The following is a 20,978-nucleotide window of genomic DNA, read 5'->3' on the forward strand; positions in this document are numbered from 1 at the left end:
CCCGGATTCGACAGAAACTGACCCTACGGCGTGAGCGGGCCGGAGGTACTCAATCTAAGGTGCAGCCCTGGCCGCGGCAAGATGCCGCGCCGCCCACCGTCCCCAGCCGCCATTTCTTGCCCATGCAGACCCGCGTCGACGATCTACCCGTAACCGCTGCCCAGGCCGAACCGCGCACCGAGTTCGGCATCATCGGCGCGATCAGCTTCTCGCACCTGCTCAACGACATGATCCAGTCGCTGATCCTGGCGATCTATCCGATCCTGAAGTCGGGCTTCGACCTCAGCTTCGCGCAGGTGGGGCTGATCACGCTGACGTACCAAGTCACCGCCTCACTGCTGCAGCCAATGGTCGGCATGGTGACCGACCGCAAGCCGATGCCGTTCTCGCTGCCGGTGGGCATGGGCTTCACCCTGTGCGGCCTGCTGCTGCTGGCCAAGGCGCCGAGTTTCCCGCTGCTGCTGGTGGCTGCCGCACTGGTGGGCACGGGCTCGTCCGTGTTTCATCCGGAGTCCTCGCGCGTGGCGCGCATGGCTTCCGGCGGCCGGCACGGGTTGGCGCAGTCGCTGTTCCAGGTGGGCGGCAACGCCGGCGCCTCGCTGGGGCCGCTGCTGGCGGCATGGATCATCGTGCCGAACGGCCGCGGCAGCGTCGCCTGGTTCTCGCTGGCCGCGCTGTTGGCGATCGTGGTGCTGCTGCAGGTGAGTGCGTGGTATCGCGACCACCATGCGACGCGCGGCAAGGCGAAGGCGCGGCATGCAGCGGTGACGCTGACGCGCGGGCAGGTGGCCGGCTCGCTGCTCATCCTGGGTCTGCTGATCTTCTCCAAGTACTTCTACGTCGCCAGTATCACCAGCTATTACACGTTCTATCTGATCCACAAGTTCGGCGTGTCGGTGCAGAACGCGCAGACGCATCTGTTCGTGTTCCTGTTCGCGGTGGCGGCCGGTTCGCTGATCGGCGGCCCGGTGGGCGACCGCATCGGCCGCAAGTGGGTGATCTGGGCGTCGATCCTGGGCGTGGCGCCGTTCACCTTGATGCTGCCGCATGCCAGCCTGTTCTGGACCGGCGTGCTGACCGTGGTGATCGGCCTGATCCTGTCCTCGGCGTTCTCCGCGATCCTGGTCTATGCACAGGAACTGATTCCCGGGCGCGTGGGCATGATCTCCGGGCTGTTCTTCGGCTTCGCCTTCGGCATGGGCGGCATCGGCGCGGCGGTGCTGGGGCGCGTCGCGGACCTTCACGGCATCGACTTCGTCTACGGCCTCTGCGCTTACCTGCCGCTGCTGGGCGTGATCACGGTATTGCTGCCCAATCTGGACGGACACCGGCGCCTGGCCGCCTCCCGCTGATTTCTCTGCCGTGCGCTACCGGACGCGTTAGCATGGACGGCATCGCCGCGCGTTGGCGCGGCATGCCTCCAAGGAGCAGGTCATGCGTTCGGGCAATCCGGTTTTACGCGATAGCACTTTCCAGGGTCTGTTCGCCGAAGGCGAACGCATGACCCTCAATGGCACGGTGGCCAAGACGGGGCTGCTGCTGTTCCTGGCCGTGGTGACCGGCGGCTGGACCTGGCTGCGCTTCAGCCGCGTCGCCGCCGAAGCCGGCAGCGCCGGCGCCGGGCTGGCGGCGGTTTCGCCGTTCATCTGGGGCGGCCTGATGGTCGGCCTGGCGCTGGCGCTGCTGACCACGTTCAAGGCGAACTGGGCCGGCATCACCGCGCCGGCCTACGCCATCGCCGAAGGCTTCGCCCTCGGTGGCCTGTCGGCGATTTTCGAACTGCGCTTCCCCGGCATCGTCCTGCAGGCGGTGATGCTCACCGCAGGCGTGATGGCGGTGATGCTGGTGCTCTACCGCACGCGGGTCATCCGCGTCACCGACAAGTTGCGCATGGGCGTGGTGGCGGCCACCGGCGGCATCGCGCTGCTGTACCTGGTGGACCTGGGGCTGCGCGCGTTCACCAGCATCCAGGTGCCTTTCATTCATGAGTCCGGCGCGCTGGGCATCGGCTTCAGCCTGCTGGTGGTAGGGCTCGCCGCGTTCAACCTGTTGCTGGATTTCGACATGATCGAAAGCGGCGTGGACCAGGGCGCACCGAAGTACATGGAGTGGTACGGCGCCTTCGGCCTGATGGTGACGCTGGTGTGGCTGTACATGGAGCTGCTGCGGCTGCTGTCGAAAGCGCGCCGCTGAGGGCTCACTGCATGAGAACGAAAAAGGCCGGCTTCCGCCGGCCTTTTTCTTAGGGAACCCACGATTGGTTTATCCCTCTTGGTTTACGAGCTCATGTCCTGCATGACTTCGCCAGGACATAGCCGATCAGCAAGAGCTCGATCACTTATCCGCAGCCGACCACCACGGGTTCGGGCTCCAGGCGCACGCCGAACTTCGCATCCACCCCGGCGATCACCTTCTGCGCGAAGGCCCATAGTTCGGGGCCGCTCGCCTTGCCGTGGTTCACCAGTACCAGCGCGTGCCGGTTGGAGATGCCGGCGTCGCCTTCGCGCTGGCCCTTGAAGCCGGCGGCTTCGATCAGCCACGCGGCCGAGAGTTTCCAGCGGCCGTCCGTGCCGGGCCAGGCCATCAGTGCCGGATGCTCGCGTTTCAGTGCCTCGCCCACGGCGGCATCGACGATCGGGTTCTTGAAGAAGCTGCCGGCGTTGCCGATGACGGCCGGGTCCGGCAGCTTGCGTGTGCGCAGGTGCACGACCGCTTCGGCGACGTGGAAGGGCGCGGGCTTCTCCACGCCCATGCGCGCCAGCTCCTCGCGGATGCCGGCATAGTCCAGGCGCAGTTCGCGCGTGCGCGGCAGCGCGAAGCGCACGGCGGTGACGATGTAGCGGCCGGGCTCGTGCTTGAACACCGAATCGCGGTAGGCGAAGGCGCAGGCTTCGCGGTCGAGCACGGCGACGCGGCGTTCCTTGGTGTCCCAGGCTTCCACGCTTTCGACGAACTCGGCCACCTCGGTGCCGTAGGCGCCGATGTTCTGGATGGGAGCGGCGCCGACAGTGCCGGGGATCAGGATCAGGTTCTCCAGCCCCGCGAAGCCCTGGCCCAGCGTCCAGCGCACGAAGTCGTCCCAGCGTTCGCCGGCGGCGACGGCGATGCGGGTGAGGCCGCCTTCCTGTTCCACGTGCACGCCGCGGTTGGCCATGGCCACCACGGTGCCGTCGAAGTCGCCGGTGAACAGCAGGTTGCTGCCTTCGCCCAGCACCAGCAGCGGGCCGCCGCGGACGACGGGGAAATCCAGCAGTTCCGGCAGCTTGGCCGCTTCGCGCACTTCGGCCAGCAGCCTGGCGCGCGCGTCCACGCGCAGCGTGTTGCGCTGGCCGAGCGGCGCGTTCTCGATCAGCACATAGCCGCCCATGTCGATGCGTTGCGGCGGCAGCGCGGCGTGCTCAGCCGGCATGGGCGCCTCCGTGCTGACGGCGGATTTCGTCCACGCATTCGGCGATGAGTTCCGGGCCGCGGTAGATCATGCCCGAGTAGATCTGCACCAGCGCGGCGCCGGCCTCGATCTTGCCGGCTGCATCGCCGCCATCGAGGATGCCGCCCACGCCGACGATGGGAATGCGCTCGCCCAGGCGCTTGCGCATGCCGCGCAACACCTCGGTGGAACGCGCGTACAGCGGCCGGCCGGACAGGCCGCCGGCTTCGTTGCCGTGCGGGTCGCTGGCGACAGCCGCATGGTCGACGGTGGTGTTGGTGCAGATGACACCGTCCACGCCGGTGCCGAGCAGCACATCGGCGATGCCGTCCAGCTCGGCCTCGGTCAGGTCGGGCGCGATCTTCAGCAGCATCGGCTTGCGCGCGCCGGCCTGCGAGCCCAGGCGCTCCTGCGCCTCGCGCAGCGTCTCGATGAAGCGGCGCAGGGTGGCTTCCTCCTGCAGGTCGCGCAGGCCCTGGGTGTTCGGCGAGGAAATGTTCACCGTCACGTAGGTCGCGTGCGGATAGACCTTCTCCAGGCAGAAGAGATAGTCGTCCACCGCTTTCTCGTTCGGCGTGTCCTTGTTCTTGCCGATGTTGATGCCGAGCACGCCGCGATAGCTGGAGCGCTGCACGTTGCGCACCAGCGCGTCCACGCCGTGGTTATTGAAACCCAGGCGGTTGATGATCGCCTCGTGGCGGGGCAGGCGGAACATGCGTGGCTTGTCGTTGCCCGGCTGCGGGCGCGGCGTGGTGGTGCCCACCTCGACGAAGCCGAAGCCCAGCGCGCCGAGCGCGTCGAGATGGTCGGCGTTCTTGTCCAGGCCCGCCGCCAGTCCCACCGGATTCGGGAAGCGGATGCCGAACACGGTGGCCGGAAGTTCCGCGGGCGGCTTGGCCGCCAGGTGCAGGAAGTTGCTGCGGTGGGCCACGTCCAGGCCGTACAGCGTGGCGCGGTGCGCCGTTTCCGCGTCGAGCGCGAACAGCAGGGGGCGAAGATATCGGTACATGTTCAACCTGGATGGCCCACGTAGACGCGGGTGTCGTAATCGAAACTGATCTTGCCGTCGTGTGCGGTGGCGTCGAACAGCTCCCGCAACGCGCGCAGCATGGGGCCGTGCATGGGATGGTCTTCCTTCGGCGCGTACGAGGAAGACATCAGGCGGCCGCGCAGGCTGTCGAAATCCTGCTGCTGGCGGTGCTCGAAGCTGGCGGTGCCGCGATAGCCCTCGCCGAACCATGCGCGCATGCGCGGCTCGTCGGCATAGCGTTCGGCGACGCTGGTGTAGTCGGTGCCATAGCGCTGCAGCAGCGCCTCGTAGCCTTCCAGAAACGGCGTGCCGACGAGGCGGCGGCTGTTCCAGTAGATCGCGGCCAGGCCATGCGGCCGCAGGACGCGCGCGAACTCATGGCGCGTGGCGTTCTCGTCGAACCAGTGAAAGGCCTGCGCCACCGAGATCAAGTCCACGCTGTGCGCCGCCAGGCCAGTGGCGTCGGCGCGGCCGTCGAGCGCGCGGAAGTGCTTGTCGTGTCCCAGCCATTTCTCGGCCGCCGCGCGCATGGCGGCGTTGGGTTCCACCGCGATCACGCGGTAGTCGGCGTCGAGGAACATCTTGCTGGAAATACCGGTGCCCGCGCCGACGTCGGCGACCAGCCACTGGGGCGTCACGCCATGCTCGTGCTGCAGCCACTGCAGCAGCGCCTTCGGATAGTCGGGCCGGAAGCGAACGTAGTCCTCGACGCGGTTGCTGAAACGCTCCGTGCTTTGCAGGTCGGTCATGGCACTCATCCCGTGAGGTTTTGCCCGCCGTCGACGCAAAGCGTCTGGCCGGTGATCCAGCCGGCCCACGGCGAGGCGAGGAACAGCGCGGCGTGCGCGATGTCCTCCGGCGCGCCGAAGCGGCCGAAGGGGATGCTGGCGAGGGCGGCGCGGTACAGCGCGGGTTCCTCACGCCGGCGGCGATCCCACAGGCCGTCGGCGAAATCCACCGAGCCCGGCGCGATGGCGTTCACCCGGATGCGATGCTCCGCCAGCGCGAGCGCCTGCGAGGTGGTGTATTGGCTGAGCGCGGCTTTCACCGCGGCGTAGGGCGCGTTGCGCGGCCGCGGATGGAACGCGGCGATGGAACTGGTGTGCAGGATGCAGGCGTGCGGCGACGCCTTCAGGTGGGGCAGGGCGAAGCGCGAGGCGCGCACGGCCGCCATCAGGTCGATGCGGAAGCCGGCTTCCCAGCCTGCGTCGTCGTCCGCGAAGCCGTAGCCGCTGGCGTTGTTGATCAGCACGTCGATGCCGCCCAAGGTGTCGGCGGCGTTGCCGATGTAGCGCTCGATCGCTTGCGCGTCGCCCAGATCGCAGCTTTCCGAATGGGCGACCGCGCCGAGCGCGGCGATCGCCTCGCGGGTATCGCGCAGTGCTTCCGTGCCGCGCGCGCAGATCGACACCGCCGCACCGGCCCCGGCGAAAGCCAGGGCCATGCTGCGCCCGATGCCCTTGCTGCCGCCGGCGATCACCACGCGGTAGCCATCGAACGGGAAGGCGGGGCGGGGTGGCGGGATGGGCATCCGGTTGGCCGTGTCGAGGGTCGTGTCGAGAGTGGGACCGATGGGCGCCCGGCCGGAGCCGGGCGCCGTTCGCTTACAGGTCGAACTTGATGCCCTGGGCCAGCGGCAGCGCGTCCGAGTAGTTGCTGGTGTTGGTCTGGCGGCGCATGTAGACCTTCCATGCGTCCGAGCCGGATTCGCGGCCGCCGCCGGTCTCCTTCTCGCCGCCGAAGGCACCGCCGATTTCCGCGCCCGAGGTACCGATGTTGACGTTGGCGATGCCGCAGTCCGAACCGGCGGCCGACAGATACTGCTCCGCCGCCCTCAGGTCGCGCGTGAAGATTGCCGACGAAAGGCCCTGCGGCACGTCGTTCTGCAGTTCGATGGCCTCGTCCAGGGTCTTGAACGGCATGACGTAGAGGATCGGCGCGAAGGTCTCGGCCTGCACCACCTCGTCGCTGTTCTTCACGCCGGTGACGATGGTCGGCAGCACGAAGTTGCCCTTGCGGTCGGTGAGCGCGGCGCCGCCGGTCAGCACCTTGCCGCCCGTGGCCTTGGCTTTCTCGATCGCGGCGAGGTACGCATGCACCGCGTCCTGGCTGTTGAGCGGACCCATCAGAGTGGTGGCCAGGGTCGGGTCGCCGATCTTGCCTTCCACCTGCTTGTACGCGGCGACCAGCTTGTCGGTGACTTCGCCGATGATCGACTCGTGCACGAACAGGCGGCGCGTAGTGGTGCAGCGCTGGCCGGCCGTGCCGACCGCGCCGAACACGATGGCGGGAATGGCCAGCTTCAGATCGGCGCTCTGGTCCACGATGATCGCGTTGTTGCCACCCAGCTCCAGCAGCGAGCGGCCCATGCGGCGCGCGACGCGCTCGCCGACCAGGCGGCCGACCTTGGTCGAACCGGTGAAGCTGATCAGCGGGATGCGCTTGTCGTCGACGAAGTTCTGCGACAGTTCCACGCCGGCGTCATTGAACAGGAAGAAGATGTCCGGGAAGCCGCCGGCCTTCAGCGCTTCGTTGCAGATCTTCATGGTGGCGATGGCCGAGAGCGGGGTCTTCGGCGAGGGCTTCCAGATGCAGATGTCGCCGCAAATCGCCGCGAGGAACGCGTTCCACGCCCACACCGCCACCGGGAAATTGAATGCGCTGATGATGCCCACCAGGCCCAGCGGGTGGTACTGCTCGTACATGCGATGGCCGGGGCGCTCCGAGTGCATGGTGTAGCCGTAGAGCATGCGGCTCTGGCCCACCGCGAAGTCGGCGATGTCGATCATCTCCTGCACTTCGCCGTCGCCCTCGGGCTTGATCTTGCCCATCTCCAGCGCGACCAGCGAGCCGAGGGCGTCCTTGTGCTTGCGTAGCGCCTCGCCGCACAGGCGCACGGCTTCGCCACGGCGCGGCGCGGGCGTGGTGCGCCAGATCTTGAAGGCTTCCTGGGCGCGCTTGACGATGGTCTCGTAGTCCGCGGCGCTGGAGGCATGCACGGTACCGATCACCTCGCCGGAGGCCGGGTTCACCGGCTGCAGCGTGCCGGCATCGGTGGTGCGCGACCACTCGCCCTGGCCGAGATAGGTGCCGGAATGCTCCGTGCCGATGCCGAGCGCCTTGAGGATTTCGTGGGACATGCGTGCTCCTGGACCGTGGCGCCTCGCGGCGCGGTGGGGACATGGTGGAAAAACGCGATTCTAGCAGGCGCGGCCGGATCCCCCGCGATGCCGGCGGATGATGCGCCGCGCCATGACTGGCGGCCAGCGCAAATGCTCGAACGGTGCGGGAAGGAGGTTCGAATCCGTGCCTTGTTCGACCACCGTGCTTTCGCGCATTCGAGCGCAGTGGCCTAGGCCATGAAGAAGCGAGAGGGCATGCGCGAAAGGGCATGGCCCGCGGTTTTTTCGCGCCGCGCCTTGTTCATCTATACTTCCCGCCCGTTGCCCCCGTAGCTCAGTTGGATAGAGCGTCCCCCTCCTAAGGGGAAGGTCGTACGTTCGAATCGTATCGGGGGCACCACTACCAAGGGCACGCATGGCGTGCCCTTGTTTTTTCGGGACCCGGCCGTCCAGCCGTACCGCTGGCGCAGACGGCGGTCGGGAAGTGCAAGCGGGTGCCGTGGGCTATGCCGGCGCCTTGCGACAACGCCGGGCCGGAGCATGCGTTCAGGCGCCTGCGGCCACAGTCGGCCGCCTGGCCGGTGTTGGCCGGCGTCACAAAACTCCTACGGCGGGTCGTCAACCATGCGTGACGGATTCGCCGTTCCATGCGCGACAGAAGGAAAACCTATGGACACGAGGCTTCGACCGGCCGTTTCACAGTCGATCACCGCGGCGTTGTTCATGCTCCTGGGGCTGGCGCTGCTGGCGGGAGGCGCCTGGTTGCTGGTTCTGGGCGGCTCGCCGTACTACGTGCTGGCCGGTGCGGCGCTGATCGCCACTGGATGGCTGGCGTGGCGCGGCCGGCGGCTGGCGCTCGGGCTGCATGCGCTGTTGCTGTTCGTCACCCTGCTGTGGGCGGTCTATGAAGTGCGCCTGGACTGGTGGCAGCTGGTGCCGCGCGTGGCCGCATGGTTCGCGCTGGCGTGGTGGCTGCTGCTGCCGTGGGTATCGCGGCGCCTGGTGATCGAGCCCAGGCCCGCGCTGCGCTGGGCGGCCGGCACGCTGCCGTTGTGGATCGCGACCGGGCTGTGCGTGGCGGTGGGCGCGGTCGCGTATTTCACCGATGGCCACACTTTGGCCGGCGAGGTGCCGGCAGCGAGCATGGCGGCGCCGGTGCCGGCCGATGCGACCGGCACGCCGCCGAACGACTGGATCGCTTATGGCCGCTCCGGCTATGGCGATCGCTATTCGCCGGCTGCGCAGATCACGCCGGCCAACGTTTCCCGCCTGCAGGTGGCGTGGACCTTCCACACCGGTGATTTCAAGGGGCCGGGCGATCCCACGGAAATCGCCAACGAGGTCACCCCGCTGAAGGCCAACGGCATGCTGTACCTGTGCACGCCGCACAACATCGTGATCGCGCTGGACCCGGACACGGGCAAGGAACGCTGGCGTTACGACCCGAAGATCAACCGCGACGCCAAGGGCTACCAGCACATGATCTGTCGCGGCGTGGCTTATCACGACTCCGGCGCGTATGCCGCCCAGACCGCGGCCGAGGGCGCCGTGCCGTCCCTGCCGGCCGCACCCGCGCCGACGCCGAAGGGCGCGGTGGCCGCCGAAGCGATCCATTTCGACAGTTGCCCGCGCCGCATCTTCGCCCCGACCGCGGATGCCACCATCGTGGCGCTCAATGCCGACAACGGGCAGCTGTGCGAAGACTTCGGCGAGCACGGCGTCATCGGCTTGTACCAGGGCATGTCGGCGACGCAGCGCGGCTTCCTCAATCCGACCTCGCCGCCGACGGTGACGCGCAACGTGCTGATCGTTTCGGCGAGCGTCACCGACAACGAATCCACGCACGAGCCTTCCGGCGTGATCCGCGGCTACGACATCACCACCGGCAAGCTGTTGTGGAACTGGGACTCGGCCGAGCCGGATCGAACCGAGCCGCTGGAACCTGGGCAGTACTACAAGCACAACTCGCCCAATTCATGGAGCGTGTCCAGCGTCGACGAGAAGCTCGGCCTGGTTTATATCCCGATGGGCAACCAGACGCCGGACATGTGGGGCGGCGACCGCTATCCCGAGGGCGAGCGCTTCAACAGTTCGATCGTGGCGCTGGACATCGCCACCGGCAAGTTGCGCTGGGTCTACCAGACGGTGCACCACGATCTGTGGGACATGGATATCGGCGGACAGCCCAGCCTGGTCGACATCGACACGCCGCAGGGCAAGGTGCCGGCGCTGGTGGCGTCCAGCAAGCGCGGCGATATCTACGTGCTGGACCGCCGCGACGGCAAGCCGATCGTGCCCGCGCCGGAACAGCCCGTACCCCAGGGCGCGGCGACGGGCGACCGGACGTCGCCGACGCAGCCGTTCTCGGCGCTCAGCTTCAAGCCCGAGCGGCCGCTGCGCGAGGCGGACATGTGGGGCACCAACCCGTTCGACCAGCTTGCCTGCCGCATCAAGTTCAAGCGGCTGCGTTACGACGGCATCTTCACGCCGCCGTCGGAACAGGGTTCGCTGGTATATCCCGGCAACTACGGCGTGTTCGACTGGGGCGGCGTCGCGGTCGACCCCGGCCGGCAGCTGATCGTCGGCAATCCCAACTACATGGCGTTCGTTTCCAAGCTCTTCACTCGGGAGAAGGAGGAGTCGAAGAACGCCAAGGGGTCCACCGGTAGCGAACATGGCCTGCAGCCGATGAAGGGCACGCCGTTCGCGGTCGAGCTGCTGCCCTTGCTGTCGCCGCTGGGCATTCCCTGTCAGGCGCCGCCGTGGGGCTATGTCGCCGCGGTGGACCTGAAGACCATGCGCAAGGTGTGGATGCACAAGAACGGCACGGTCGTGGACAACGCGCCGCTGCCCATCCCGCTGCCGCTCGGCGTGCCCAGCCTGGGCGGCATGATCACCACCGGCAGTGGCGTGGCCTTCATGAGCGCGACGCTGGACTATTACCTGCGCGCGTATGACGTGCGCGATGGCCGGAAGCTGTGGGAAGCAAGGTTGCCGGCGGGTGGGCAGGCGACACCCATGACCTACGTGTCCGACCAGACCGGGCGCCAGTACGTGGTGATCATGGCCGGCGGCCACGGTTCGCTCGGCACGAAGCTGGGCGATGCATTGATCGCCTATGCGCTGCCGGAGGGCGAGAAGAAGTAGGTCGCGGTGAACGCCGGCGTCATGGCGTCTGTGCCGTAACGCCGGCGTTCGCGTTGCTTGCTCCAGCGAGCTGCGTCAAAGCACGCGCATGAATGCGACCAGGTCCTGCTTTTCCTGGTCGCTCAACTTCGTTCCCAGCACCAGGTTGAAGTACTCCACGGTGTCGTCCAGGGTCAGCAGCCGGCCATCGTGCAGATACGGCGGCGTGTCCTTGATGCCGCGCAGCGGGAAGGTTTTGATCGGTCCGTCCGCGCTGGCCATCATGCCGTTGATCATGCGCTGCTTGTAGAACCGTTCGGCCTGCAGGTTGTGCATGGTGTTGTCGGTGTAATACGGCGGCGCGTGGCAGCTGCTGCATTGCCCCTTGCCGAAGAACACCGCCTGGCCGCGCAATTCCTGCTCGGTGGCCTTGGCCGGATCGAGCTTGCCGTCCACGGCGAGCTTGGGCGCCGGCGGGAAATCCAGCAGTTCCTGGAATTCCGCCATGAAGTGCACCTGGCTACCGCGTTCCAGGATGTTCACACCCTTCTTGGTCGCGATGACCGGGTCGCCATCGAAGTAGGCGGCGCGCTGCTCGAACTCGGTGAAATCCTCCACGGTCTTCAGTGCGCGCTGCGAGCCGAACAGTCGCTGGATGTTCACGCCGCGCAGCGCAGGGGTCTCGATACGGTGGCGGAACTCCTGCGGGCGGATGTCGCCCACCAGGTGCGTGGCGCCGTTGGTGCTGCCGTTGGCATGGCAGTCGAAACAGGCGACGCCGAGGCTGGGCCGCGCGGAACGGCGGTCGCCGGTGGCGTTGAACTGCTGCTGCGGGAACGGCGTTACCAGCAAGCGCAGTCCTTCGAGCTGCTTGGGATTCAAGAGCCCGTTGAACAACTCGTAATAGTTGTCCAGCGTCACCAGCTTTCCCTTGGACACATCGCCGAGGTCGGGTCGCGTGGTGAGGAAGATCGCCTGCGGGAACTCGGGCAGGATGTGATCCGGCAGGTCGAAGTCCAAGTCGAAGCGGGTGAGGTCGCGGTTGTCCTGCTGCTTGATGCGTTCGATCTCGAAGTGCGGGAAGACCATGCCGCCTTCGGGATGGTTGGGATGCGGCAGGGGCAGAAAGCCCGCGGGAAATGCGTCCTTGCTCTTGATCTCCTCCGGCGACATGTCCGCGAGCTGCTGCCAGCTCGTACCCGACTTGAGTTTCACGCGTACGCCTTCCTGCACTGGCTTGCCGCGCGACATGGTCACGCCTTTGGCCGGCTTGTCGGAGAGGTCGTAGCGTTCCTGCAGCAGGTTCTTCTGCCGTTGCATGACGCCGGGCTTGGCCTGCGACATGCGTTGCATGGTGGTGGCGAAGTCCGGTTCGACGACCGGAAGGTAGCTGCTCGGCGGTGGCTTGTGCGATGAGTCGACTTGCCAGCCCAGTACCGAGCCGGACAGCAGCGACCCGGTAGTGGCAAGCATGACAGCGGTCGCCAAGGCGACTCGCCGACCGTGTTTTACGCTGATGCGTTTCATGTGGCCTCCCTAGGGTTTGAATCCTGGCGGCCGGACGTATCCCCCTTTTGCCGTGAAGCCGCCGCAAGCGAGCGTATGCCTGCCTGAGGAGGCGGGATAATTGATTGATTGGATCGGTTCGATCAGTGCAGCCTATGCGCGTCGAACTGATGTGAAACCGTGATGCGGCTCGACGTTTTGCGATATGCGCGTCATTCGCGAGGTCAGGCTTCCGCGCGGACCTGGCGCGCATGCGTCCACACGCTGAAGACGTCGCCATGCGTCGCGCGCCGCCAGCTCGCCCGCGCCAGCCATGCGAAGCCGATGCCCAGCGCGATGCCGGCGATGTCCACCCCAAGCACGGCGGTCGACGCCGGCGTCCATGGCTGGCTCCATGTCGCGGCATTGCGAGCGAGGTCGAGCAGCGCCACCGCGACATAGGCGATGGCGGTGATTGCGAGCAGTTCCACTGCCGCGCGTGCGACGGGCCGCAGGCAGGCATAGGCCACAGCGAATGCCACGCTGCCGTAGCAGGCCGCGCGCATCGGCACGGCCGGATCGGTGCCGAGCATGTCTGCGGCCGCCGTGGCGGCGAAGGCGGCAGCGATGCCCAGGCAAGTGCCGATGCAGATGCCGACCGTCGCGCGCGCCATCACCCATGTCTTGCCGGGCTGTTCGGCGTGGCGCCGCTTGCGGCGCGATTCGATCCACAGCAGATTGCCCGAATAGAACAGGAACGCGCCGGCCAGGCCCAGCAGGAAGTACAGCCATTGCACCGCGCGCCCGCCGAAGTTGCCGAAGTGCAGCGCGTAGATGGACGAGTTCACCAGGCCGTTGGTCGTATGCGTGGCGCCAACGTGTTCTTCCAGCACTTCGCCGGTTACGCCGTGCAACGCGATGGTGCCGTACGTGCCCAGCGTGCGCTCGGACACGCCGCGCACCTGCACCAGCGCGTTGGCGTCGCCGTAATGGGTGAAATGGATGTAGTCCGGTTCGAACGTGCTGACGCCGGTGGCGAGGGCCGCCGCCTTGGCGCGCGCGATCAGCACGTCGGCCGGCAGCGTCGGCGCGGCACGGCCGGCGGCTTCCACGGTGGGTGCGGTGGCGATCGCCTTGGCGAAGGCTTCGTTGAGCTTGCCGTCGAACGCAACCAGGTTGAGCGAGGCGAACAAGGGCACGAACAGGCACATCAGCGCACCGGTCACGGCAAAGACGATGTGGAACGGCAGGCTGAGCACGCCGATCGCGTTGTGCGCGTCCTGCCACAGCCGCTTGAGGTTGCGGCCCGGGCGCAGCGCGAATAGATCGCCCAGCAGTTGCGGCAGGTGGATGAGCAGGCCGGACACCAGCGCCAGGCCGTAGATCACGCTGACGATGCCCATCAGGTACAGGCCGACCACCGGGATGCCCAGCGAATCGTGCAGTGCATAGACGAAGTCGGCCAGATGGCTGCGGGTGGGGGCGTCTTCGTCAGCGGTGGCCTGTTCGAGCCTGTCGGGCGTGGCGAAGTGTTCTTCGCCGTCGTTCCAATAGGCGTACGGCCCCTGGGCGCTGCCCGGCGGCGACAGCACGATGCCGAAGTAGGCGCCGGCCTTGGGATGCGCCTGCAGCAGCCGGTCGATCATGGTCTGCACGGGCATGTCGCGCGCGGGCTGGCTGCGCCATGGCGGGTTCTGCCACGTGGCGATGTCGTGGTGGAACACGGTGAGTGCGCCGGCGAAGAACGCCACGAACAGCGCGAAACCGGCGAGCAGGCCGGTCCACGTGTGCACAGTCTGGAAGGTGCGGATGGTCGAGGATTTCATCATCGGCCTCAGGTGCCGGCCAAGTGGCGCGACAGCCATAGCAGGGCGAACACGGCGGCGTTGGCCGCGGCCAGCACCGCCCAGGCGCGCGTGCCGCTGCGGAACATGTAGCTGCCCGCCATGACGCCTACCCAGAGGGGAAAGAACAGCAGCAGCACGGGAATGAGCCAGTCCTGGCCGTGTCCCGGCAGCCAGAACAGGCACAGCGCCAGCAGCATCGCGGACAGCGGGAAGCCCAGGACTGTGCCGGCGAGGCAGCGCGCGATCATCGCCGCTCCTCCGGCGCCGCGTACCAGGCGAGATAGGGCAGGGCGACCCAGCCCAGCATCAGCGCGGTGAGCGCCGCGAAGCCGCCTGCGCCCGGGCCGAGCAGCGCGACCCAGGCCGCCACCCCGCCGGCGGCAACGAGCCACGCTGCCGCGCGCACCCACGGCGGCAGCGGCGTCGCGCGCAGGCGCTGCCGGGGGCTGGCGAGGTAGAGCAGCAGCGTGCTGGCGAAACAAAGCAGGAGGGCGGCGGGCAGCATGGATCAGAACCGGTACGTCACATTCAACTGCCAGTTCGTCGGCGCGCCGTAGTACCCCTGCGCCCAATACAGGCTGGCGATGTATTTGCGATTGGTGAGGTTGTCCACGTTGAGCGTGGCGCTCCACGAAGGATCGAAGTCGTAACGCGCCATCGCTCCCAGTAAGGCGTAGCTGCCCTGGCGGGTGAAGATCTCGCGGCCCTGCGTGTCCAGCGCCAGCTGGTCGCGCACGATCCGGTCCTGCCAGCGCAGCGAACCGCCGACTTTCAGGCCCGGCAGCCAGGGCAAGCGGTAGGTCGTGGTCACGCGCAGCACGCGCCGAGGCACGTAGGTGCGCACGTTGCGGTCCTGGTCGTCCTCGATGCCCAGTTGCGTGAAGCCGGCGCTCGCTTCCCAGTTCGGCGTGAGGCTGCCGGACAGGTCGAATTCGTAACCGGTGGAGGTGGCATTGATGCCGCGATAGTAGCTCTGGCCGGTGGCGGGGTTGATGCCCACCGACTCGGCGTAGTTGTTCTGGCGCGAGCGGAACACCGCGAACGAGGCGTTCAGGCGATCGTCCATCCATGCGCCCTTGACGCCGGCTTCCAGGTTGTCGCCGGTGACCGGGTCCAGCACGCGGTTGTCGATGTCCACTTCGGTCTGCGGGTTGAACAGCTTGGCGTAGCTGGCGTACACGGAGTAATGGGCGCTCAGGTCGTACACCGCGCCGACGAAAGGCGTGGTCTTGGTCTTCTCGTAGGCATGCGCCACGCCGTAGTTCTCGCCGGTGCTGCGGATATGCGTGAGGCTGGCGCCGGTGATCAGCTTGAACGCATCGGCGATGTTCCAGCGCGCGGTGGCATAGGCGCTGCGGCGGCGGACATTGAACTCGGCGCCCTGGTAGTACGCGTCGAATGCCGGTTTCGGATAACGGCCGTCCCAGCCTTCCAGCGGCGGCAGCGGCGTGCCGATGTCGTTGGAATAACCGGAGAGCTGGTCGACGTCGCTCTTGCCCGCGTTCACGCCGAGCACGAGTTCGTGCTCGCGCCCGCCGAGGGTAAAGGGGCCGCTTGCATAGACGTCGGCGTAATACTGCTTCTCGGTGCTGCCGTAGGCGGACGGATAGCTGAAGAGCCCCAGGCCGGTCGCCGCGTCCGGCGTGCCGTACACGTAGAAGAGCTCGCTGTCGTTGGCGATGCGCCGGTAGTTGAGCGCGCCTTTCACGCTCCAGCCGTTGCCGAAATCGTGCGACAGCGTCAGGTAGGACTGGGTGTTGGCCAGGTCCCAGCGCGCCCAGTCCGCGGCGGTGCTGGTGGAGCGGGCGTAGTGCGTCGGCGTGCCGTCGGTGTTGTACAGCGGCAGTGCGCCCCACATCGGGCTGTCCGGCGAATTCTTCTGCCAGGTGATGCCGGCCGAGAGCAGGGTGCCCGGCGCGAGGTCCGCTTCCAGCATGCCGGCCGCGATCTTCTTATGCATCGAATAGCGGTCCAGATAGCTGTCGGTCTGCTGGTCGGCCAGCACCAGCCGGCCGCGCACGCTGCGGGAGGCATTCAATGGGCCGGAAAGGTCGGCATCGAGGCGGCGGTTGTTCCAGCTTCCTACGGTGGCGCCCACGCTGCCCTGCAGATCGGCGGTCGGACGCTTGCGCACGAAGTTGATCGTGGCCGATGGATTGCCGGTGAACGACAACAGGCCATTGGCGCCGCGCAGCACTTCGATGTGGTCGTAGATGGCGGTATCGATGTCGCCTTCCTGTCCGCCGTTGGCGAACGGCATGCCCAGTCCATCGGTAAGGAAGTTGGTGATGTCGAAGCCGCGCGCGCCGTAGTACGTGCGATCGGTCTCGATCTTCTCGACGTTGATGCCGGTGGTGCGGCCGAGCACGTCGTTGATGTTGTTCATCCCGAAATCGTCCATCTGCTCGCGGGTGACCACGCTCACCGATTGCGGCGTCTCGCGCAGCGACAGGGGCAGGCGTGTCGCGCCGGTGGCGGCGGGCAGGGTGTAGCCGTCGGTGCTGTCGCCGCCGACGTTGGCGGTCGTGCTGATGCCTTCCAGATTTGTGACCTGGCGCGGATCCTTGGGCTGGCGCGGCAGCTCGCCGTCGCCGTTGCCAGTGGCTGCGGGCGCGGCCGGCGGATCGGCGGCGAAGGCCGGCGCGGCGAACGCCAGCAGGCAGGCGAGCGCCAGCGGGCCGTGGCGCAGGGAGAAAGCAGGGCGACGAAGCACGGAATGCGAGGGGATGTTGCCGACCACGATGGCGTCCTTGTAGGCGGCGTCCTCGGGGAGGCGCCGGCGGGTGAAAGAAGGAGCGGCTGGGTCGGTGAAGCGACGTGGCTTGCTGTTGTTGGTAAATGATAATAATTCTTATCTACGGCCGACAAGCCTTTTCGCAAGCCTGGTGCAAGCCGGTGTCTGTTTGCCGATGGTGGGCGCAAACGCGAGCCGCTCGGCCGGGAGCCTGGCGGCAGATATCGGCGGACTAAAAGAACGGAGAGGGGAGCGAGCGGATGGGCCGCCGTCGTCAGCGCGGCACGACGGCCGTGGCCTCCACTTCCAGCAGCAGCCCTTCGCGGGCGAGGCGGCTCACTTCGACGAGGGTGCTGGCTGGCGGGTGCTTCGTATCGATGTATTTGTCGCGCGCCGCCCGCAATGCCGTGAGCTGCGACATATCCGTGACGTACCTGTCTATTCTCACCACGTTCGCGAAGCTGGCGCCCGCCGCTTTCAGCGCGGCATCGATGTTGGCGAACACCTGCTCCGCCTGCCGGCCGAAGTCACCGGCGCCGACCAGTCTGCCCTGGGCGTCGAGCGCGATCTGCCCTGAGAGGTACAGCGTGCGCGCGCCGCTGGGCACCTCCACGACGTGGGTGTAGCCGGTCGGCTTGGACAGATTGGACGGATTGAGATAGCGGAAGCCGTTGGCGGAAGCAGCCTCATCGGCCGCGGCGCAACCAGCGGTGGACAAGGCGAGCAGAGCCAGGCAGCAGGCGAAGCGTCGTGACACGACACACTCCAGGGCCACGCTCCAGGGCATGGCGTGGCCGGATCATAGCCAATGCGTGGCACGGAACCGCGATGCCAATTGGCTCGGTATCGGGCGCGAAGCACAAGACACAGTGAGGGTGGTCCGGCGTCCGCTTGTGCCAATCATCAACATATTTGTTGACAATAAACCGATTGGTTGATATTAATGCGCCATGACGAATTTCCAGCAACTCCTGCATCTCGTCGACGAAGCGGGGCAGCCCCCCGAGCTGGCCCAGGAGCGCCTCAGCCAAGTCTTCTTCGCGCTCTCCGATCCGGTTCGCCGGAACATCCTGGAGCGCCTGGATGGCCAGGCGCTGCTCGTCTCGGAGATCGCCGCGGCATTCGATATTTCCTTGCAGGCGGTATCGCGGCACATCCAGGTGCTGGTGCGGACGGGGCTGATCCAGCAGGAACGCACCGGAAGGATCAGCCGCTGCAGCCTCGATGCCGGCCCCATGCTGGAGGCAGCGGTATGGATGAACCGCTACAGCAAGTACTGGCAGCAGCAGTTCGACCTGCTCGCCGTCACCCTGGCGGACATCGACGAGCGCCGCGCCGCCGCGCCGAAGAAGCCCGCGCGCAAAGCCGCGAAGAAGCGTCCGTCTGGCAGGAAGTGAGGCGCGCTGCTGCGCGCCGGTAGTGCAAGCCCAACTCCCCTTATCCCGAGGAAGTGTCATGGCTCAGCATCGCGTCGTCAGTCACGAAGAATGGCTCCAGGCCCGCAAGCGTTTTCTGGTCAAGGAGAAGGAATTCACCCGCCTGCGCGACGAGCTCAGCCGGCAGCGCCTCGAGCTGCCGTGGGAGCGCGTCGAGAAGACCTATGCGTTCGAAAGCGAGCAAGGCAGGGTGACGCTGGCCGATCTGTTCGGCGATCGCAACCAGCTGATGGTCTACCACCTGATGTATGCCCCGGAATGGGATATCAGCTGCAAGAGCTGCGCATTCTGGGCCGACAATTTCAACGGTATCGTGCCGCACCTGGCGCAGCACGGCGTCGCCTTCGCGGCGATCTCGCGGGCGTCGTTGGCGAAGCTGCGGAAACAGGCGGGCGATTTCGGCTGGAGCTTCCCGTGGGTGTCGTCGCTCGACGATTTCAACTACGACTACAACGTATCGTTCTCGCCGGAAGCGCTGGCGCGGGATGAGGCCTATTACAACTACGGCACCGAAAAGGTGCGCGGCACGGATCGCCCTGGCATCAGTGCTTTCTTCAAGGACGATGATGGCAACGTCTATCACACGTATTCCACCTATGCGCGCGGCGTGGATATCTTCAACACTGCTTACCACTATCTCGATGCCGCACCGCTGGGGCGCAACGAGGACGGGCTGGCCTATCCGATGGAATGGGTGAAGCACCGCACCGCCTACGGCGCCTGATCGGCAGGAGGACTTTTCATGAAATACGCGGACGTCAATGGAAAGCTGGCCGACTATCGCCGCCAGATCGCGAGGATCCGCGAGAGGATGCGCGACACCCTGGCCGAGGTCGAGCCGGAGGAAGTGAGCGATTACGAGCTTGCCGACACCGATGGCAAGGTGCGCCTCTCGGATCTGTTCGGCGAGCACGAGGATCTGATCGTCGTGCACAACATGGGCGTGACCTGTTCCTATTGCACGCTATGGGCGGACGGCTACAACGGCATTCACCAGCACGTGGTGACGCGCGCAGGTTTCGCGGTATCCAGTCCGGACCGGCCGGCCGTGCAGAAAAAGTTCGCCGAAAGCCGCGGTTGGAAGTTCCCCATGGTGAGTCACGCGGGAACGAGTTTTGCGAAGGACATGGGCTACACCTCCACCCATGGTGGATGGCTACCCGGCGTCTCGGTGTTCCGCCGCGAGGGCGACGCCATCCTGCGGGTGTCGGACACAGGCTTCAGTCCCGGTGACGATTTCTGCCCGCTATGGCATTTCTTCGACATGCTTCCCGGCGGCGTCGGGGCATGGCCAGGTGTGATCACCAAGCCAACCTGCTGTTCTGGCGACTGACGCGGAGGATGGATCATGTGTCCTCTGTGCATCGGTACCGCCTGGCTCATCGCCGGCGGCATGGGTTCGGCCGGCGGCATGGCGACGGTGGTGTGGCGCTCGGTGAGCAAGCGCCGCACCGGTAACGATGGCATCCACAGCGTGGCGCCGGCGGCGGAGATGCCGCCGCTCGCCATGCCGATGCCGTGGCACGCGCGGCTGCACGGAGATCACGAAGCCTGCGCGCAGCACGAAGCGGCGGCGGCCCCCGAAGCGAAGCACGGCGCCCGCTGAGCACCGGGCTGCTGCAACTCATGAGAGGATGGCACCGCCCGAGGGCGTGAACGCCATGCTGCGGTCTCCTCGAATAGCCAGCGCTTTTGCCTGTCACGCCATGGCGTATGGACGTTCGCTCAGCTACAGGGCGTTCGATAGAGAGAGGTCCGGATGACATCGTGCGACGCGCATGCGAAGGGAGTTCATGTGCTCAAGGCTTATGGGGGCTTCCCAGGGGCGCCACTAATGCTGGCCATGCTGTTGGCCGCGTGCGGGCCGGCGGTTGCACCGAAGCACGCCGTTCGTGTGGACGGCGGACCGACCGCGCCGGCCAAGCCGGCGTCGCCATCCTTTGCCGACCTGCCGGCGCTATCGGGGCTGGATGCGGCGGTTCAATCCGGTTTCCGTTCGTCGTCTCCGGTAGAACCGGATGCGGGCGGATTGACGGCCGCCTTCGGGCACGCGAGGTACTGCTATCACCTGCAGTTCCGCATGCAGGCCAGCCGGCGCATGGACGAATCCTGCCAGGCTGCGTTCAAGGATGGGGCGACAACCGAGGCTGCGGAAGCATGTCGATCCAGGGCGATGAGAATGGATGTGGAGCGGGCTGGCCTCAATGAACCGTTCGCCGGTTGCGCGGGCGACGCCAAGACCTCTCGCCGCTATTTCGAAGCCGCGCGCGCCGCGGCACGCGCGGGGAATACAGAGGCGCAGCTGTGCTACCTCCAGGGGAGTTTCGACGACGGTGACATCCGCTACTCCCGCGAGGATCTCGATGGCTATCGGCAGGATGCGCCGCGGCTCATCGCCGAGGCGATGAGCCGCGGCGACTGGCGTGTGGTGGTTTTGCTGGCGCGCGGTAGACCTGTCGACACCTTCGAGTTGCTCTCTGCCATCACGCACGACGATCTTTACGAGGTGTACGTGATGAAACGCGTGCTCCAGAAGGGTGCGGAGCCGGCTCTCGCCCAACGGGCGGAAAGGTCGATCCAGGTGGAATACACGCTGCTCAATATGCAGACGCGCGAGCCGATGCTCTCGGCGGAACGGATGACCGAAGGCCTTGCCGAAGCGGAAGCGATCTATCGCCGGTACTTCGCCGACGGGCCGCTGCTGAAAGAGCCGCCCGTCGTGTGCAAATCGGGCTTCGGCAGCAGTGCTCCCTGGCTCTGAAAACCTGGCC

The 20,978-nt window shown here is 66.7% G+C and carries 19 protein-coding genes and 1 tRNA gene; 9 read left to right on the top strand and 11 right to left on the bottom strand.

What is annotated here, in order from left to right; all coding sequences use genetic code 11:
- The first annotated feature begins 122 nt into the window (after positions 1-122).
- On the top strand, positions 123-1,352 hold the full coding sequence (locus tag RKE25_RS09090) for an MFS transporter (RefSeq protein WP_311841914.1): 1,230 nt from the start codon (positions 123-125) through the stop codon (positions 1,350-1,352).
- An 82-nt stretch (positions 1,353-1,434) separates the two neighbouring features.
- Positions 1,435-2,193, top strand: coding sequence for a Bax inhibitor-1/YccA family protein (locus RKE25_RS09095; RefSeq protein WP_311841915.1), 759 nt, complete (start codon positions 1,435-1,437; stop codon positions 2,191-2,193).
- Positions 2,194-2,338: 145 nt separating this feature from the next.
- Here RKE25_RS09095 and murB read toward each other — a convergent pair whose 3' ends face one another.
- The 5 genes from murB to RKE25_RS09120 form a co-directional block, all read right to left on the bottom strand.
- Positions 2,339-3,367, bottom strand: coding sequence for a UDP-N-acetylmuramate dehydrogenase (gene murB, locus RKE25_RS09100; protein ID WP_311842366.1), 1,029 nt, complete (start codon positions 3,365-3,367; stop codon positions 2,339-2,341).
- A gap of 31 nt (positions 3,368-3,398) precedes the next feature.
- Positions 3,399-4,436: a quinone-dependent dihydroorotate dehydrogenase gene (locus RKE25_RS09105; protein WP_311841916.1), complete on the bottom strand. Its 1,038-nt coding sequence runs from the start codon at positions 4,434-4,436 to the stop codon at positions 3,399-3,401.
- Positions 4,437-4,438: 2 nt separating this feature from the next.
- Positions 4,439-5,206, bottom strand: coding sequence for a class I SAM-dependent methyltransferase (locus tag RKE25_RS09110; RefSeq protein WP_311841917.1), 768 nt, complete (start codon positions 5,204-5,206; stop codon positions 4,439-4,441).
- 5 nt (positions 5,207-5,211) lie between these two features.
- Positions 5,212-5,988 carry an SDR family oxidoreductase gene (locus tag RKE25_RS09115; protein WP_311841918.1) on the bottom strand — a complete coding sequence of 259 codons (777 nt, stop codon included), beginning with the start codon at positions 5,986-5,988 and terminating at the stop codon, positions 5,212-5,214.
- A 73-nt stretch (positions 5,989-6,061) separates the two neighbouring features.
- Positions 6,062-7,597, bottom strand: coding sequence for an aldehyde dehydrogenase family protein (locus RKE25_RS09120; protein ID WP_311841919.1), 1,536 nt, complete (start codon positions 7,595-7,597; stop codon positions 6,062-6,064).
- Positions 7,598-7,902: 305 nt separating this feature from the next.
- Between RKE25_RS09120 and RKE25_RS09125 the strand changes: the two genes are divergently transcribed.
- Both RKE25_RS09125 and RKE25_RS09130 read left to right on the top strand, forming a co-directional pair.
- Positions 7,903-7,979, top strand: a tRNA-Arg gene (locus RKE25_RS09125).
- 269 nt (positions 7,980-8,248) lie between these two features.
- Positions 8,249-10,726: a glucose/quinate/shikimate family membrane-bound PQQ-dependent dehydrogenase gene (locus RKE25_RS09130; RefSeq protein WP_311841920.1), complete on the top strand. Its 2,478-nt coding sequence runs from the start codon at positions 8,249-8,251 to the stop codon at positions 10,724-10,726.
- Between the two features lie 75 nt (positions 10,727-10,801).
- Here the strand turns inward: RKE25_RS09130 and RKE25_RS09135 are convergent, their stop codons facing one another.
- The 6 genes from RKE25_RS09135 to RKE25_RS09160 all read right to left on the bottom strand — a co-directional run bounded on the left by RKE25_RS09135 (position 10,802) and on the right by RKE25_RS09160 (position 17,528).
- On the bottom strand, positions 10,802-12,232 hold the full coding sequence (locus RKE25_RS09135) for a hypothetical protein (protein ID WP_311841921.1): 1,431 nt from the start codon (positions 12,230-12,232) through the stop codon (positions 10,802-10,804).
- A gap of 203 nt (positions 12,233-12,435) precedes the next feature.
- Positions 12,436-14,019 (bottom strand): PepSY-associated TM helix domain-containing protein, encoded by a 1,584-nt coding sequence (locus RKE25_RS09140; RefSeq protein ID WP_311841922.1) that lies wholly within the window; start codon positions 14,017-14,019, stop codon positions 12,436-12,438.
- Between the two features lie 5 nt (positions 14,020-14,024).
- On the bottom strand, positions 14,025-14,285 hold the full coding sequence (locus RKE25_RS09145; protein WP_311841923.1) for a hypothetical protein: 261 nt from the start codon (positions 14,283-14,285) through the stop codon (positions 14,025-14,027).
- The gene (locus tag RKE25_RS09150; protein WP_311841924.1) at positions 14,282-14,542 is read right to left on the bottom strand and encodes a hypothetical protein; all 261 of its coding nucleotides are present in this window, start codon (positions 14,540-14,542) and stop codon (positions 14,282-14,284) included. Before RKE25_RS09150 ends, RKE25_RS09145 begins: the two co-directional genes overlap by 4 nt.
- A gap of 3 nt (positions 14,543-14,545) precedes the next feature.
- Complete coding sequence (locus RKE25_RS09155; RefSeq protein ID WP_311841925.1) at positions 14,546-16,777, bottom strand: TonB-dependent siderophore receptor; 2,232 nt, start codon at positions 16,775-16,777, stop codon at positions 14,546-14,548.
- A gap of 268 nt (positions 16,778-17,045) precedes the next feature.
- Positions 17,046-17,528: a RidA family protein gene (locus RKE25_RS09160; RefSeq protein ID WP_311841926.1), complete on the bottom strand. Its 483-nt coding sequence runs from the start codon at positions 17,526-17,528 to the stop codon at positions 17,046-17,048.
- Positions 17,529-17,721: 193 nt separating this feature from the next.
- Here RKE25_RS09160 and RKE25_RS09165 point away from each other — a divergent pair, with 193 nt between their 5' ends.
- From RKE25_RS09165 to RKE25_RS09185, 5 genes are all read left to right on the top strand, one after another.
- A complete protein-coding gene (locus RKE25_RS09165; protein ID WP_311841927.1) occupies positions 17,722-18,168 on the top strand; it encodes a metalloregulator ArsR/SmtB family transcription factor in 447 nt (148 codons plus the stop codon).
- A gap of 58 nt (positions 18,169-18,226) precedes the next feature.
- Positions 18,227-18,931: a thioredoxin family protein gene (locus RKE25_RS09170; RefSeq protein WP_311841928.1), complete on the top strand. Its 705-nt coding sequence runs from the start codon at positions 18,227-18,229 to the stop codon at positions 18,929-18,931.
- Between the two features lie 18 nt (positions 18,932-18,949).
- Positions 18,950-19,540, top strand: a complete 591-nt coding sequence (locus tag RKE25_RS09175; protein WP_311841929.1) for a DUF899 family protein — start codon at positions 18,950-18,952, stop codon at positions 19,538-19,540.
- A gap of 15 nt (positions 19,541-19,555) precedes the next feature.
- Complete coding sequence (locus RKE25_RS09180; protein WP_311841930.1) at positions 19,556-19,813, top strand: hypothetical protein; 258 nt, start codon at positions 19,556-19,558, stop codon at positions 19,811-19,813.
- 228 nt (positions 19,814-20,041) lie between these two features.
- Positions 20,042-20,968 (top strand): hypothetical protein, encoded by a 927-nt coding sequence (locus RKE25_RS09185; protein ID WP_311841931.1) that lies wholly within the window; start codon positions 20,042-20,044, stop codon positions 20,966-20,968.
- Positions 20,969-20,978 lie beyond the last annotated feature (10 nt).

Origin of the sequence: Dyella sp. BiH032, from assembly GCF_031954525.1 — a bacterium.
GTDB lineage: Bacteria > Pseudomonadota > Gammaproteobacteria > Xanthomonadales > Rhodanobacteraceae > Dyella_D.